The sequence below is a fragment of the Sorangium sp. So ce1153 genome, from assembly GCF_051521595.1.
GTDB lineage: Bacteria > Myxococcota_A > Polyangia > Polyangiales > Polyangiaceae > Sorangium.
Window position 1 is genome coordinate 4,421,144 of record NZ_CP150361.1, and the last position, 16,405, is coordinate 4,437,548.

A 16,405-nucleotide genomic window follows, 5' to 3' on the forward strand; every position below is an offset into this window, starting at 1 on the left:
CATGACACACTCCGACATCTCGGTGGGCGCGGACGACCTGCCGGCGACCTACATGCCGGCGGAGCGGGCCCGGCCCGGCGCGATCGCGCAGGCGACGCGGCGGCGGGCGACGATCCCCGCGCGACCGCTCCTCGGCGCGCTGCCCGTCGCGCGCGTCGTCCCGCAGGACGTCCACTCCGTTCTCGATTACTCGAACGGCCTCATCGTCGCCCTCGCCGGCCTCTCGGCGCGCAAGAGCTCGGCGAAGATCGCCGGCGTCGTCCTCGGCGCTTCGGTCGTGTCCGTCTCCATGCTCACGGACTACCGGCTGAGCCTGGCGAAGCTGATTCCGATCGAGGTACACGAGGCCATCGACTACGCGTGGAGCGCGTCGGCGATCGCGGCGCCGTTCGTCTTCGGCTACGCGAAGCGCTCGCCGCTCGCCGCGCTCATCCACGTCGCCACCGGGGCGGCCACGATCCTCGGATCGATGCTGACCGACTACCGCGCGGTGAGGGGTGTCGGCCGTCGAGAGCGGATCGCCTAGCGCCTGGGTGCGCCGCAGAGCAGATGGCGCCCCGGGGCAGCTCTCCCTGGTAAAGCCGAGTCGAGCTCTCCACGTTCACGTTCACTCCCATTCCACTCTCACGGCACTGCACGGCATTCCGCGGCAGCGGCGTCGCTGAGCTCGCTCCTCCGTTCGCCATGAGCCGCGGAGATCCGGAGTCCACGGCGCCCCGCCACTGGCCTGTTTCGAGCGCCGCTGAGAGCCCGCCACCCAAGATGGACGACAACTCCGGCGCCGCCCAGTCGCACAGCGGCCCATCGAGCTTCGTTCCGCGCGCCGCGCGCTCCCGCGGCGCCGTGAGACCGAGACGCGCAGGACCGCACCGCAGCGTACATCACCCACCGCGCCGCTCCGCGTTGAGGGCTTGCCCCAGGTATTCGCCGTATGCAACCATCGACGAACCATGCGCAAGACCAGGATCGGAGATCTCCCTTTCACACTGGTTGAGCTGATGTACGAGACCGCGGACACCCTCCTCTATCGCGCGCAGCGCGATGGTGATGGTGCCCCGGTGACGCTCAAGGTGCTGAAGGGGGAGCGTCTCGATCAGCGGCACGTCGCGCAGCTCCGGCATGAGCTCGAGACCACACGCCACCTCCAGATTGACGGCGTGATCCGGGCCTACGGCCTGGAGAAGATCCCGGGCGGCGCGGCGCTCGTGATGGAGGACTTCGGAGGGATCACGCTGGACGCGCTCGCCCGCGCCACGAGGCTCGATCTCAAGGCGAAGCTGCGTATCGCCTCGTCGCTGGCAGGGACGATCGCGGCGGTGCACGGCAAGCACGTCATCCACAAGGACGTGAAGCCGCAGAATATCCTCGTCAACCCGGAGACGAGGCAGGTCAAGCTGACGGATTTCGGGAGCTCGACGCGGCTCTCGGAGGAGACGCTCTCCGTGGAGAGCCCGGAGCGCCTGGAAGGGACTCTCGCGTACATGTCTCCGGAGCAGACCGGCAGGATGAACCGGGTCATCGATTACCGGACCGATCTCTACTCGCTGGGTGTGACGCTGTACGAGCTCTTCGCCGGGGTGCTCCCGTTCCAGGCGACCGACCCCGTGGACCTCATGCACAGCCACATCGCGCGGACCGCGACGCCGCTCTGCGAGCGCTCGCCGGAGGTCCCGAGGGTGGTGTCCGACATCGTGCAAAAGCTGATGTCGAAGGTCGCCGAGGAGCGATACCAGAGCGGGACCGGGCTCAAGGCCGATCTGGATGCGTGCCTGTCAGCGCTCGAGTCGACCGGCCGGATCGCGCCGTTCGCGCTGGGCTCGCACGACGTCCCGAGCGAGCTCAGGATCCCGCAGAAGCTGTATGGACGCGACAGGCAGATGGCGGAGCTGCTCGCCGCCTTCGAGCGCGCGCGGGGGGGCAAGTGCGAGCTGTTCCTCATCGCGGGCGGCGCGGGGATCGGCAAGTCGGCGCTCGTGAGCGAGATCCACAAGGAGGTCACGCAGCGGCGCGGGCACTTCGTCGAGGGGAAGTTCGATCAGCTGAGCCGGAGCATGCCGCACGCCCCCGTGGCAGGCGCGCTGCGCCAGCGCGTCCGGCAGATCCTCACCGAGCCGGCGGAGTCGCTCGAGCAGTGGAGGGACAAGCTCCTCGGCGCCGCGGGGAAGAACGCGCAGATCCTCGTGGACCTCATCCCGGAGATCGAGCTCGTCATCGGGCCGCAGCCCGCGCTGCCGGAGCTCGGGCCGAGCGAGTCGCAGAACCGGTTCAACCTGGTGTTCCAGGACTTCCTGCGCGTCATCACGACGGCCGAGAACCCGGTGGTGCTCTTCCTGGACGACCTCCAGTGGGCCGACGCCGCCTCGCTCAGGCTGCTGCAGCTCGTGCTGACCGATCCGAGCGGGGCCTACCTGCTCATCATCGGCGCGTACCGGGACCAGGAGGCGATCGCCGGGCAGCCGCTCACGGTATGGCTCGGCGAGCTGCGGACGGCGGGCGTCGAGCGGCGCGAGATCCTGCTCCCGCCGCTCTCGACGGACGACGTGCGCCAGCTCATCGCCGACGCGCTGAGCGCGCGCGGAGAGCAGGTGCAGGCGCTCGCCGAGGTGCTCTACACGACGAGCCAGGGCAACCCGTTCTTCCTCAGCCAGCTGCTCAAGGAGCTGTACGCGGCGGGTCTCGTCTCCTTCGACGCGACGGCCGGCCGGTGGACGTGGGACCTCGCGCAGATCCGGCAGCGGTGGGGCGCCGTGAACGTCCACGACCTGCTCGTGGACAAGATGCAGCGGCTCTCGCCGGAGGCGCAGCGCGTGCTGCAGCTCGCCGCGTGCATCGGCCACCAGTTCGACCTGAAGACGCTGTCGACCGTGCGCGAGAAGCCGCCCGCGGACATCGCGGCGGATCTCTGGGAGGCGCTGCGCGAGGGCATCGTCCTGCCGCTCGACCCCGACTACCGGTTGCTCCACACGGCCGGCGGCATGACCGCGGAGCAGCCGCTGGAGGTGCGATACAGGTTCTTGCACGATCGGGGGCAGCAGGCGGCCTACAGCCTCATCGAGGACGCGCAGCGGCAGGAGGTGCACCTCCGGATCGGCCGGCTCTTCCGGGCGCAGCTCAACGGGGAGCCGCGCGATGAGGATCTGTTCAAGGTTGTGAGCCACAGCAACCGCGGGGTGGCGCTGATCAAGGACCGCGCGGAGCAGCTGGAGCTCGCGCGGCTCAACCTGAGCGTCGGGAAGCGGGCCAAGGCAGCCATGGCCCACGGGACGGCGGCCGAGCACTTCAAGGTCGGGATGTCGCTGCTCGGGCCGAGGGGGTGGGAGGAGGACTACGCGCTCTGCTTCGCGCTGCACCGGGAGCGGGCGGAGAGCGAGTGGCTGAGCGGGAACGAGGGGCAGGCGGAGGCCTTGATCCGCGAGCTGCTCGGGCACGCGCGCTCGCGGCTGGAGCGCGCGGAGGTGTACAACCTCCGGATCCTCGTGCACACGATGCGCGGGGAGTTCGCGGAGGTGCTGCGCGTCGGCCGCGAGGGCGTGGCGCTCTTCGGGATCGAGCTGCCGGAGGGGCAGGAGGCGATCGGCGCCGCGTTCGGGGCCGCGCTCGGGGAGGTGCCGGTCCACCTGGCCGGGCGCCGCGTCGAGGAGCTCGCGGACGCGCCGTGGGTCGGCGACGCCGAGCACCTCGCGGCCCTGCGCCTCCTGGCGGCGATGATCCCGGGCGCTTACACGCTCGATCCGACGCTGCTCGCGCTCATCGCCGTCACGCAGGTGAACCTCTCGCTGAAGTACGGCAACTCGCCCGCGGCGGCCTGCGCCTACGGCATCTACTGCCTGCTGCTCGCGGGGGGGATGGGGCGGTACGAGGAGGCGCGGCAGTTCCAGAAGGTCTCGCTCGAGCTCAGCGAGCGGCCCGACGGGGTGGAGCTGCAGTGCAAGGCGTACGTCGTGTGCGGCGCGCCGTCGCACTTCTTCGAGCCGACCCGCAGCTCGGTCGCGTGCCTCTCGAAGGCCTACCAGGCCGGGCTGAGCTCGGGGGACTTCAGCTTCGGGGCGTACGCCTGCCTGAACATCGGGACGATCATGCTCTCGTCGGGCCATGAGCTCGGTCCGCTCCGGGAGGAGCTCGCGGGCTTCATGCGGTTCTTGCAGCGGACCAAGGACCCGCTCGGCACGCCGGTGCTCGCCGTCGCGCAGCAGATGGTCGCGTGCCTGGAGGGGAGGACGAAGGGGCGGCAGAGCCTGAGCGACGCCGGGTTCGACGAGGGCGACTTCCTCGCGGGGCTCGTGGCGGCGCAGGAGCTGCCGCGGTGCTGGTACTTCGTGTGCAGGCTCGTGCTGGCGGTGCTGTACGGGGACCACGAGGACGCGCTGCTGATGGCGGCGCGGGCGGAGCGGCACAGCGCGAGCGCGATGAGCCTGTTCCTCCTCAACGACATCCCCTTCTACACGGGCCTCGCGCTCGTCGCCCTGAGCGCGACGGCGACGGGGGAGGAGCGGGAGCGGCGCCTCGCGGCGGCGGCGGAGCACCGGGCGAAGATCGCGGGCTGGGCGCAGCACGCCCCGGAGAACTACGCGCACAAGGAGCGGCTCATCGGGGCCGAGATGGCGCGCGTCCTCGGCAAGGAAGCGGAGGCGGCGGAGCTCTACGACCAGGCGATCGAGGGGGCGCGGGAGAGCCTGTTCACGCACCACGAGGCGCTCGCCAACGAGCTGTGCGGGCGGTTCTACCTGCAGCGCGGGCGGGAGAAGATCGCGCGGTGGCACCTGGCCGACGCGTACCGGGCGTACATCCGGTGGGGAGCGACGGCCAAGGCAGAGCAGCTCGCGCAGGAGCACGAGCGGCTGCTCGACGCGATCGCCATCGGCGAGACGCAGCGGAGCAGGGTGCTCGGCACGACGAGCACGCGCCGGGGGAGCACCGAGTCGTTCGACGTGGCGACGGTCGTCCGGGCCATGCAGGCGGTCGCGAGCGAGAACGTGCTCGACCGGCTCCTCGACCGGCTGATGCGGAGCGTCGTGGCGAACGCGGGGGCGCAGCGGGGCTCGCTCATCCTGGAGCGCGACGCCAAGCTCGCGATCGTGGCCTCCATGCGCGTCGATCCCGACGTGGTGGAGACGGGGCTGTCGATCCCGGCGCTCGAGAGCAAGGAGGTCGCGACGAGCGTCGTCCAGCTCGTCGCGCGGACGCGGGAGCCGGTCGTGCTGAACGACGCGCGGCAGGACAGCCGCTTCGCCGGCGATCCGTACATCGTCGAGCACAAGCCGCGCTCGATCCTGTGCCTGGCGATGACGCACCAGGGGCGCTCGGCGGGCATCCTCTACCTGGAGAACAACGCGGCGCCGCGCGCGTTCACGCCGGGTCGGGTCGAGGTGTGCGGGCTGCTCGCCTCGCAGGCGGCCATCGCGCTGGAGAACGCGCTGCTCATCGCGGACATCCGCGGCGGCACCGAGGCGCTGCAGCGCTCGAACGAGCAGCTGCAGCGGGAGCTCGAGCTGCGCGTGGCGTCCGAGGCGGAGCGGGAGCTGCTCCAGCAGGAGATGCTGCGCCGGCAGACGCCGCTGATCCCGATCACCGACGACGTGCTGGTGATGCCGATCGTCGGGGCGATGGATGGGGCGCGGGCGCAGCAGGTGCTCGAGACGGCGCTGGCCGGGTCCCAGGCGCGGCAGGCCAAGGTGGTGATCCTGGACATCACCGGCGTGGCGGAGGTCGACTGTGCGGTGGCCCAGGCGCTGATCAAGACGGCCAAGGCGCTGCAGCTCCTCGGGGCGAAGGCGGTGCTCTCGGGGATGCGGCCGGAGGTGGCCCGCGCGCTCGTCGAGCAGAACGTCTACCTCGGGTCCATCGTGACGATGGGGACGCTGCAAAGCAGCATCGCCTATGCGCTGGGGCCGGGCGGTCTCTCGGGGGCGTTCGGGCGGCGTCCGGGCGCGGCGCGGCCGGGGTGAAGCGCGCCGCGCTGCTGCGCGTCGAGCGCAGCAGCGCGGGCGGCGGCCGGGGTGAAGCGCGCCGCGCTGCTGCGCGTCGAGCGCAGCAGCGCGGGCGCGGCCCGGGTCAGGGCGTGCTGCTCGGATCGGCGGGATCGCTGCCGCAGTCCAGCTCATCCCCGTCGAGGAAGCCGTCGCTGTCGCGGTCGATGCCGGCGCGCGCGCCCGAGCCGGGCGGCGCGCACGTGTACGTCAGATCGTGGTGTGTCTGGGTGGCCAGCAGCCGGAGCACCCCGTCGCTGATGGGCGGGAGGATCTGCCGGTCGGTGAGGAACTGGCCGCCGCCGACGTAGAGGAACCCGACCTCGTGCAAGAAGCCCTGGGTCTTCGCCACGAGATCGCACTCCCCGAGGTCGGCGCGATCCATGAGCAGGTCGATGCGCGGACCGGCGACCGTCCCGTTGTTATGGTTGAGCGTCACCTGCTGGCCGACGATGGGCGCCATGTTGCTCTCGATGGCGAGCACGTAGGCCTCGAGCTGCCGGCGGATCACGTCGCCAGCCGGGGTGAAGGGGATGGCGTCCTCGTTGTTCGGGAACTGGTCGGAGAACCCGAACGCGGAGAAGAACCGGAACATCGTGTCGACGGTGCCGTTGTTCAGGATACCGAATCCGCGGATCTGGTCCCCCATGTGGTCGTTGTCGCGCGCGAGGAAGACGAACGGGATATCCGGGAGGCCGAAGGCGCCAACCTTTGTATAAACGTTGCGGAGCTGGGGTATCTTGAAGAGCTGCGTCTGGAAGTCGAAGACGGAGCCGCCGCTCGTCCCGAAGAGGCCGGGGAAGTCGGCGCCCGGGTTCGCGTCGGGGTCGACCACGTGGCACCCGCCGCAGCTCGCGATCGAGTTGACGATGTCGCCGTTGAAGAAGTCCTTCCCCGCCTGCTGATCGGGCGTGAGCGAGTTGTCCAGGTTCCTGATCGGGTTGGGCGGGTACGTGACCTGGAGCATGAAGTCGGTGAAGGCCTCCATGTCCTGGGCGGGGATGGGCGCGCTGCGTCCGAGCAGGTCGGGGAACGCCACCTGGAACTGCTCGAACGCGGCCCGCTCGTCGAACGACCCCTCGTCCGGCTGGGCGCTCGGCTCGCTGTAGCCCCCGGTCCGGTCGCCGCGCCAGTGCATCGGGCCGTGGTTGGCGAGGCCGCGCAGGCTCTGCGTCATCATCGGCCCCTTCATCGGGTGGAAGATCGGGTTCGTGATGGGCTGGTTGATGATGACGTCCTGCAGGCCGAACGGGAAGGGCCCCGGGTCCGCCACGACGGAGCCGTCCGGATTGCCGAGGTTCCAGGCCAGGTCGTCTTGATCGCCGAAGACGTGGCAGCTCGCGCAGGCCGAGTCTCCGTGGCTCGACGTGAGGGAGGCGTCGTAGAGGAAGCGGCGGCCGTTCACGATGCTGTCCGGCTCGGGGTTGTACATGGGGACGTGTCCCACCTCGGTCTTCGTCGTGGTGTTGATGATCGAGATGGAGTTGTCGAAGCGCGTCAGCACGTAAAGGCGGTTCTTGGCCTCGTCGAGGACGAGCCCGGTCGGGCCGCCGCCGCTCACCGGGATCTGGTTCGTGGTGCTCGGCACGAAGGTGTTGTTCTCGAGCGCGGCGGTGCTGAAGACGCCGATCTTGCTCGACCCGAGCGCCGCGACGTACAGCGTGGCGCCGTTGCTCGTGACGACCATCTCCTGGGGGAAGGCGAGGCTCTTCGCGTTCTCCGCGTTGGGGACCGGGGCGCAGCAGGTGCTGTAGTCGATGTGCTTGTTGAGGTGCCGCGGCGCGACGCTCCCCGGGCTGAGGACGGTGATCCGGCTCTCATGCAGGTGGCCGCGCGCGGTCTCGCCGGCGTAGATCCCGGGCCCCTCGAAGCTCTGCTGGCTGAAGGCCTCGGTGTTCGCGACGTAGACCTTCCCGTTCACCGGGTTGACGGTCATGTTGAAGAGGACCGTCCCGACGCCGGAGAAGAAGCCCTGGGCGCCGCTGATCCACGCGGGCGGGTTCGCCGTGGCGTCGATGACGAAGACGTCCTTGTCGGGCAGCGAGAACCTCATCTGGTCGTCCCAGATCCCGCCCCGCTCGTCGTACCAGTGTCCGCCGTCGTACTTCACGATGATGGCGGTCTCGGGCGCCGGCACTCCTTCGAAGTTGGTGCTGGGGCCGGGCACGCCGTTTGGCCCGAAGCCGTCGGGAACCAGCGCCTCGTTCACGGTGGCCGTGCGGTTGCCGGAGTGGAACGCCGCCGCGTAAACGCGGGTGCCGTCCGGGGTCACGGCCAGGGCGCGGGGGGTGTCGCTGAAGAGGGTGATGATGTTGAGCGGATTACCCCCGAGGGACGAGCCGAGGTTGTTCGCGTTGAAGACCCAGACGTCGGCGCGGCCGACGCCGGGGGTCGTGAGCTGGGGGTCGATCGGGCTGTTCTGGCCGCGGTGTGCCGTCGTGATGAAGGCGCGGTCGCGTCCCGGGCCGGCGAACACGATATCGCGCGGCTCATCGCCCACGAGGAGCGTGCGCACGACGCGTCCGGTGTTCCCGCCGAGGCCGAGCTGGACGACGCTCACGCTGTCCGACAGGTGGTTCACGACCCAGACTTCGTTGTTGCTGCGCGCGGCCACGGCCACCGGCTCGAGGCCGACGGATATCGACGCGCGGTGCTCCAGGCCGCTCGTGCCGATGCGGAACACCTCGAGGCGGTTATCGGGCGTGTTGACGGCGAAGAGCAGCTTTTTGTCAGGCGAGATGGCCAGCGGGCGGACCTGCCCGCTCTCGAAGGCCGTGAACGAGGGGGCCGCCAGCGCCGGAGCGCTGGAGAGCGATATTGCAGTCAGGGATGCGACGAGCGCGCCCAACGTCGCCCACCGTGAACCGGGCAATCGATTCATAAATGCCTCCGTAGGCGTCGCGCAGCTCCGCGGCCACACAACGCACAATCCAGAACTGTAAGTCCAGGTCGAACGATTGTTCAAGCATGCAATGAGGGAGGACCTTATTTTTTCTAAGGTCACGAATCCACGGCTGGGTCGCTGATGTAGGCTCGATAGAGATGTTGCTCGGTACGGCGCGTCATCGCGGGTTTACGCGCGCGGCGGGACGCGCATCAGCCATCTCGCGCCGTCACGCGCCATCGCGCCCGCGTGGCCGCTCGTTCCAATGGCAGTCTTACGGTTGGCTCGCTGACACATGAGCTCGACCGCGCGGAGGACAGGAATCGACACGTGGAGGGATGTGCGCGCCGAGGCGGAGACGAGGTGAGGCCGCCCGTCGGCGCGCTCCGATCAGCTGAGGGGCGATGGTCGCCCGCGGACGCGCGGCGCGATGGGGCTGTCACGGCACCGGCTGGGTGGACCATGGCAGCGTAATTTTTCCGATGTGGCCCTGCTGACGCTCTGCTGACCTGACAGCGGCTCTTCCAGGTCCTGCCCGGCGAGCCGAGTCGAGAGTCCGGTCCCTGCTCACCCACATGAGCGCCGGGGCGCGCGGGCGGCGTGCACGAAGGCGTTGGATCCCGCCGGAGGAGGCCGTAGCCTGGAGGGCTCGTATCGACCACCGGGGCAGCCATCGACCGCCCGTCGAGGGGGGACGATCTGGCGACCATTGCGGGCCGGCAGAGATGGAGGAGTGATGAGTAGCTTGAGCGTTGATCCTGTCGTCACCGACAGCTTCTGGATCGAGCCTGCCTTGAAGGAGGGCACCCTGAGCGTCAAGCTCACGGGGAGGGGCGACATGGCGGCGGCCACGCCGCTCAAGGCGTATGTCAAGGCGCTGGAGGCCGAGGTGCCGAGGCTCTCGGTCGGCACCGTCGAGTTCGACGTGCGCGGCCTGGTCTTCATGAGCTCGAGCTGCCTCAAGGCGTTCATCGGCTTCATCTGCGGGCTCGTCGGCCACGGGATGAAGTGCAGGATTCGGTTCGTCACGGACCCGAGCCTGACGTGGCAGCGGCGGAGCCTCCGGCCCCTGGATCGGATGTGCCCGGAGCTCGTCTCGATCGCTGACGGATGATGTGACAGGCTGCGGCCATGACGCCGAAGCGCCGGACGATCGCGTTTCTGGTCGACAATGTCGTCGGCGACTATCAGTCCGAGCTGCGCGCCGGGGTCGAGCGGGCCGCCGAGGCGCACGACGTCAACCTCCTGACCGCCTTCGGTGAGCCGATCACCGCGCGCGGGCCGGGGGAGGTGGACCGGAGCAGCTTCTATCACCTCGTCGGCGCGGGCAGGGTCGACGGCCTCATCGTCGCGTCGTCGACCCTCTGCTACCTCGCCGGGGTTGAGGGCATGCAGGCGTTCTGCGCGTCGTTCGCGCCGCTGCCGGTGTGCAGCATCGGGATGGCGGTCCCGGGCGTGCCGAGCTTCATGATCGACAACGCCCTCGGGACCGAGATCTCGGTCGCGCACATGGTCGACGACCACGGGTGCCGGCGTGTCGTGTACATCGGCGGGCCAGCTGGCCACGAGGAGGCGGAGCTGCGCGCGGGAGGGTACCGGAGCGCGCTCGCGGCGCGGTCCATGCCTCATGACCCGCGCCTCTTCGCGCGCGGCGCGTTCACGATCCCGACCGGGCGCGAGGCGATGCGGTCGATCCTGGATCGGGGGGTCGACTTCGACGCGGTCGTCTCCGCGAACGATCGGATGGCGCTCGGGGCGATCGAGGCGCTCAAGGAGGAGGGGCGCCGCATCCCGGAGGACGTCATCGTGTGCGGCTTCGACGACGCCGGGATCGCGCGGTTCACGAAGCCGTCGCTGACCACCGTTCGTCAGCCCGTCAAGCGGCTCGGCGGGCTCGCCGTGAACGCGGTCCTGCGGATGATGGATGGCGAGGCGGCGCCGGCGCTGCAGCTCGTGCGGGTGGAGCTCACGCACCGCGAGTCGTGCGGCTGCGGTTATCACTCGGTCGAGTCGCTCGCGCCGCCGCCTCCATCGGCGCGGGGTCGCCCGCTCCCGCTCTCTGATCAGCGGGTGCTGCTGGAGCGTGCGCTCATGAGGGCGGTGGTGGTCCCGGCCGGCGCGCTCGACGGCTGGGCGGGCGATCTGCTCGCCGCGCTGGAGGCGGAGCTCGCCGGCCTGAAGGGCCGCTTCCTGCGCGCGCTCCAGGATCTGCTCGACGAGGCGAGGCGCGAGGGCGTGCTGCTCGACCAGTTCCAGGGCGTGATCTCGCTGCTGCGCGCGCGCGTCCACCCGCCGCCCGAGGACGGCGACGAGGCGGCCATGACGGACGCGCTGGAGCAGCTCTGGCACGCGTCGCGCATCCTGATCGGGAGCGCGTCGGTGCACGTCGAGGGGCAGCAGCGGCTGAACGTGGAGCTCGCCGCGCTCGACGTGACCTACGGCGCGAAGGGCTTCGCGGCGTGCTTGAGCCTGCCGGTGCTCAAGGGCCTGCTGGCGTCGGAGCTGCCGCGGATGCAGTTCTCGCGCGTCGCCGTGTCGCTCTACGACGACGCCCAGCGCGCCACGATGCGGCCTCTGTTCCTGATGGAGCATGGCCGCGAGGTGGAGGTGCCGCCGGTGAGCTTCCCGTCCCAGCGCCTCGCGCCCCCTGGGTTCCTGGACGCCGCGGAGCGGAGGAGCGTCGTCGTGCTGCCGGTCGCTTTCGGCGACGTGGAGAAGTTCGGGGTCGCGGTGCTCGACGCGCAGGCCAACGAGATGATCTATGACGTCCTGCGCCTCCACCTCGGCTCCGCGGTCAAGGCCGCGTCGCTTCACCGGCAGGTCGTGCGGGAGGTGGAGCTGCGCGAGCGGCTGGAGCAGGAGAGGATCCGCCAGGAGAGCCGCGTCGCGGCGCGGATCCAGACGACACTCGTGCCGAAGCGGCTCTCGATCGAGGGGCTCGAGCTCTCCGCGATCATGAAGCCGGCCGCCGAGGTGGGCGGCGATTACTACGATGTCATTCCGACCTCCGGCGGGGGCGGGTGGCTCGGGATCGGAGATGTCGCCGGGCACGGCCTCGCGGCGGGCCTCATCATGCTGATGATCCAGAGCATGGTGTCGGCGCTGACGTGCAATGACCCGGCTGCGAGCCCGGCGAGGGTCATCGCCGCGCTGAACAGGGCGATCTACAAGAACGTCCGCGACCGCCTGGAGCGCGACGAGCACGCGACGCTCCTGTTGCTCCGGTACGAGCGCGGCGGGCGCGTGACGTTCGCCGGCGCGCACGATGACGTCATCGTGTGCTCCGCGCGAGCGCGTCGCTGCGCCTGCATCCCGAGCTCCGGCGTCTGGATCGGGGCGTTGCCCGAGATCGGCGGCATGACGAGAGATGCCGAGTTCGTCCTGGAGGACGGGGACGTGCTCGTGCTCTACAGCGATGGGGTGACGGAGGCGCGCAGCGCGCAGAACGAGCAGTTCGGGCTGGAGCGGCTCTGCGCCGTCATCGAGGCTTTCCAGGCGGCGCCGGTCAGCGCGATCCGCGACCGCATCCTGGAGGAGGTCGAGGGCTGGTGTCCGAGCCCGGACGACGACATCACGATCGTCGTGGCGAGATACCGCGCGCCCGGGTAGCCACGTGCGCATGGCGAGCGCGTTCGGCGCTGGGTGAGGAGGTTCCCGCCGCGGGGGACGGCGACGGGGCGGAGCTGAGGGGGGCTATCGTTGGTGTGGCGCTGCGCGGCGGCAGCGAGCGTGGCGCTGCGCGGCGGCAGCGAGGGCGGCGCTGCGCGGCGGCAGCGAGGGCGGCGCTGCGAAGCGCCAGCTAGCGCGCCGGCTTCTGGGGTCTTGTCGCCTTCCGCGCCCTCGGCTCACGGTCCGAAGTGCGCGAACGCGTCGCGGCGGAGGATCGGCGCGCCGGCCTGGACGGCGCGGGCGCGAACACTTCGCGCGTGGACGCTGCCGTCGCCGCGCGCGCGATCCACCGATCGAGCTCAGCGCCGCTGCTGCAGGAGGCGATCTGGAGCCGCTCCTGGTTGGTCGGCGGCAGGCCGCGCGCGGTGAGGACCGCGAGCAGGGCCTCCTGCTTGCCCTCGACCTTGCCCTCGACCTTTCCTTCGATCCTGCCCCTTTTCTCGAAGAAGAGCCGGAAGCGGCGAGACGCCGCGGTTTCGGGGATCTTGTCGGGGTCCATGGCCATCTCTCTGAGCGTGGCGAGCATGGCGTCGCTCAGCACGGCGATGATCGCACGCGCCTGGGCCTCTCGCAACGGCTCGTCGTGGTGCTGCTCCGTCAGCTCCAAAGCGCGCAGGACGATCCGGCGCGCCGCCGGCCCGTGGCGGTGGTGCATCGCCCAGGCAGCGAAGAGGGCGAGCTCGGGCCGCGCCGGGTCGAGGAGATCAGCGAGCGACCGGTGAGCCGCTCGACGAGGTCGGAGAGCAGGGCTGGACGGTCGCGCAGCGCGACGATGAGGACCTCGTGAGCAGTTCCCGGCACCTGGGCGGATGTACCTCAAGAGAGGGGAGGTGGGGAGTGAACACTGGCTATTTCGTCGTCCGATGCGGGACTCCATGGCTGCCGCGTCGGCACGCCCTTCGTGAGGTCGCGATGCCGCCGCCCCCCTGGCGGCCGCCACCCCTTTTGTCGCATCCGCCACCCCTGCAGCCCGCCAGTTCCCTGAATTTGCCGCCCTATCCGCCTGGCACGCCGTTCGCGAAGAGGCTCCGGCATGCAGGCCACGGCGCTCACGTTCTCTCTGCTCGGGCTCGACGCGCATCCCATCCGCGTGGAGGTCGACTCGGGCCGCGGCCCGTCGTTCTTCCAGATGGTGGGCCTCGCCGAGGCGAGCGTGCGCGAGAGCCGCGTGCGCGTCCGCGCGGCGCTCCAGCAGCTCGGCGTCGAGCTCGACGAATACGTGATCACCGTGAACCTCGCCCCGGCGGACCTCAAGAAGAGCGGCGGCGCCTACGACCTCGCGATCGCGATCGCCGCGCTCGCGGCGCTCGGCAAGGTCCCCTCCGAGGGCCTCGACCGGATCGGCCTGCTCGGCGAGCTCTCCCTGAGCGGCGCCGTGCGCCCGGTGCGCGGCGTCCTGCCGGCGCTGCGCGGCGCGGCGGAGCAGGGGATCCCGCGCGCGATCGTTCCGCAGGGCAACGCGCGCGAGGCCGCGAGCGTGGCCGGCGTCGACGTCTTCATCGCGGAGCACCTGAGCCATGTCGTCGCGCACCTCCGCGGGAGCAGGCCGCTTCCCGGCGCCGGCTCGATCGCCACCGCCGCCGCCGAGCCGAGCGGCGCGTCGGTGGACCTCGCCGAGGTCCGCGGTCAGCACGGGGCGCGACGCGCCCTCGAGATCGCGGCTGCCGGCGGACATAACCTCATCATGATGGGCCCCCCGGGCAGCGGCAAAACCATGCTCGCCCGCCGACTGCCCACCATCTTGCCGCCGATGTCCTATGACGAGGCGCTCGACATCACCGCGATCCACTCGGTCGCTGGCCTGCTCTCGCCAGACAGGGGCCTTGTCGCGACTCGCCCCTTCCGCGCGCCGCACCACACGGTGAGCGCCGCGGGGCTCGTCGGCGGCGGCGACCCGATCCGCCCCGGCGAGGTCTCGCTGGCCCACCACGGCTGCCTGTTCCTCGACGAGCTGCTCGAGTTCCGCCGCGGCGTCCTCGAGGCCCTCCGAGAGCCCCTCGAAGAGGGCACTGTGGCCCTCTGCCGCGCCCGCGCCCGCGTCGTCTTCCCCGCGCACCCGATCCTGGTCGCCGCCATCAACCCCTGTCCGTGCGGCTTCCACGGCGACCGTGGCAATCGCTGCGTCTGCGCCCTCGACCGCGTCCGCGCGTACCGCGCCCGGCTGAGCGGGCCGCTGCTCGATCGCATCGATCTGCACATCGCCTTGCCCCCCGTCGATGTCGCGCACCTGTGCGCGCCGCTCCGCGCGGCCGAGGGCGACGGCCGGCCGTCGCTCCACGCCGCCGAGAGCTCCGCGGCGGTGCGGGCGCGCGTGGTCGAGGCGCGGGCCGCGCAGCGCGGGCGGTTCGAGGCGGGCGAGGTCGTCGCGACGCACAACGCCGGCCTGGGCCCGCGCGATCTCGCGCGCGTCGCCATGCCGGACGCCGCGGGGGCGCGCATGCTCGCGTCGGCCGTGGAGCGGCTCGGCCTCTCGGCGCGGGCGTACACCAAGGTGCTGCGGGTCGCCCGGACGATCGCCGACATGGACAGGAGCGGCGCCGTGCGGGCGGCGCACGTGGCCGAGGCGATCGGCGCGCGGCTCTTCGACCGCGAGGCCGCCTCCGGGCCGCCGCCCGCCGCCGCGGCAGCGGGCGCCTGAGCGCGCCACGCGACCAAGGACCATTGCGCCCCGGCGACGCGGGCGCGATCGCGGCCGCCCCGACGGCCGCGCCGTATCGGCAGCTCGCGCGCTCGGGGGCGCGCACGCAAGACAGACACGCAAGACAGACACGTCACGCAAGACAGACACGCAAGACAGACACGTCACGCAAGACAGACACGCAAGACAGACACGTTCGATAAAGGAGAAACCAAGATGATGACCGAGATCGCCGAGAAGCTCCGCACCGTGAAGACCGTTGTTGGCACCATCGAGAAGCAGTTCGGGAAAGGGGCGATCATGGCCTTGAGCGACGAGAGTGAGACCAGGGACATCGGCCTGATCCGGAGCGGCTCGCTGTCGCTCGACGCGGCGCTCGGCATCGGCGGCTACCCGCGCGGGCGCATCGTGGAGATCTACGGCCCGGAGTCGTCGGGCAAGACGACCCTGACGCTCCACGCGATGCGGGAGGCGCAGCGCGCCGGCGGCGTCGCCGCGTTCATCGACGCCGAGCACGCGTTCGACGTCACGTACGCGCGCTCGATCGGCGTCGACATCGACCGGCTGCTCGTCTCGCAGCCGGACAACGGCGAGCAGGCGCTCGAGATCGTCGAGATGCTCGCGCGCTCGAGCGCCGTCGACGTGATCGTCGTCGACTCGGTGGCCGCGCTGACGCCCAAGGCCGAGATCGAGGGGGACATGGGCGATTCGCACATGGGGCTCCAGGCGCGGCTGATGAGCCAGGCGCTCCGCAAGCTCACGGGCATATGCCACCGCACGGACACGACGCTCATCTTCATCAACCAGCTCCGGCAGAAGATCGGCGTCGTCTTCGGCAACCCCGAGGTGACCACCGGCGGCAACGCGCTCAAGTTCTACGCGAGCGTGCGGCTCGACGTGCGGCGGGTGGGCCCGGTCAAGGTGAGCGACGAGGCCATAGGATCGAGGACGCGCGTCAAGGTGGTGAAGAACAAGCTGGCGCCGCCGTTCCGAGAAGCCGAGTTCGACATCCGCTGGGGGTCGGGCATCGACGGCGCGGCGGACCTCATCGACTTCGCCTGCCAGCTCGGCGTGGTGGAGAAGAGCGGCGCGCACCTGTCGTTCGCGGGCGAGCACATCGGGCAGGGGAGGGAGCGCGCCCGCGAGGCGCTTGTTGGTAAACCGACCCTGGCGACGTCGCTTCGCGCCGCCGTCGACGCGGCGACGCCGGCGCGGCCCGGAGGAAGCGCGGCGATGGACTCCTGAGCG

8 protein-coding genes are annotated in these 16,405 nt (G+C 70.7%); 6 read left to right on the top strand and 2 right to left on the bottom strand.

The features are described 5' to 3' along the window. Position 1 precedes the first annotated feature (1 nt). A complete protein-coding gene (locus WME85_RS15785; protein ID WP_437839108.1) occupies positions 2–526 on the top strand; it encodes an SPW repeat domain-containing protein in 525 nt (174 codons plus the stop codon). 472 nt (positions 527–998) lie between these two features. Continuing rightward, a complete protein-coding gene (locus WME85_RS15790) occupies positions 999–5,945 on the top strand; it encodes an AAA family ATPase (protein ID WP_437839110.1) in 4,947 nt (1,648 codons plus the stop codon). A gap of 106 nt (positions 5,946–6,051) precedes the next feature. Here WME85_RS15790 and WME85_RS15795 read toward each other — a convergent pair whose 3' ends face one another. Continuing rightward, positions 6,052–8,847: a beta-propeller fold lactonase family protein gene (locus WME85_RS15795; protein ID WP_437839112.1), complete on the bottom strand. Its 2,796-nt coding sequence runs from the start codon at positions 8,845–8,847 to the stop codon at positions 6,052–6,054. A gap of 739 nt (positions 8,848–9,586) precedes the next feature. Between WME85_RS15795 and WME85_RS15800 the strand changes: the two genes are divergently transcribed. Both WME85_RS15800 and WME85_RS15805 read left to right on the top strand, forming a co-directional pair. Beyond that, positions 9,587–9,964, top strand: coding sequence for a hypothetical protein (locus tag WME85_RS15800; RefSeq protein WP_437839114.1), 378 nt, complete (start codon positions 9,587–9,589; stop codon positions 9,962–9,964). A gap of 17 nt (positions 9,965–9,981) precedes the next feature. Continuing rightward, positions 9,982–12,459, top strand: coding sequence for a SpoIIE family protein phosphatase (locus WME85_RS15805; RefSeq protein ID WP_437839116.1), 2,478 nt, complete (start codon positions 9,982–9,984; stop codon positions 12,457–12,459). A 190-nt stretch (positions 12,460–12,649) separates the two neighbouring features. Here the strand turns inward: WME85_RS15805 and WME85_RS15810 are convergent, their stop codons facing one another. Further along, on the bottom strand, positions 12,650–13,174 hold the full coding sequence (locus WME85_RS15810) for a hypothetical protein (RefSeq protein WP_437839118.1): 525 nt from the start codon (positions 13,172–13,174) through the stop codon (positions 12,650–12,652). A gap of 378 nt (positions 13,175–13,552) precedes the next feature. On the opposite strand from WME85_RS15810, the gene WME85_RS15815 reads away from it, so the two are divergent. Both WME85_RS15815 and recA read left to right on the top strand, forming a co-directional pair. After that, positions 13,553–15,157 carry a YifB family Mg chelatase-like AAA ATPase gene (locus WME85_RS15815; protein WP_437839120.1) on the top strand — a complete coding sequence of 535 codons (1,605 nt, stop codon included), beginning with the start codon at positions 13,553–13,555 and terminating at the stop codon, positions 15,155–15,157. Between the two features lie 219 nt (positions 15,158–15,376). Continuing rightward, complete coding sequence (gene recA / locus WME85_RS15820) at positions 15,377–16,402, top strand: recombinase RecA (protein WP_437842309.1); 1,026 nt, start codon at positions 15,377–15,379, stop codon at positions 16,400–16,402. Positions 16,403–16,405 lie beyond the last annotated feature (3 nt).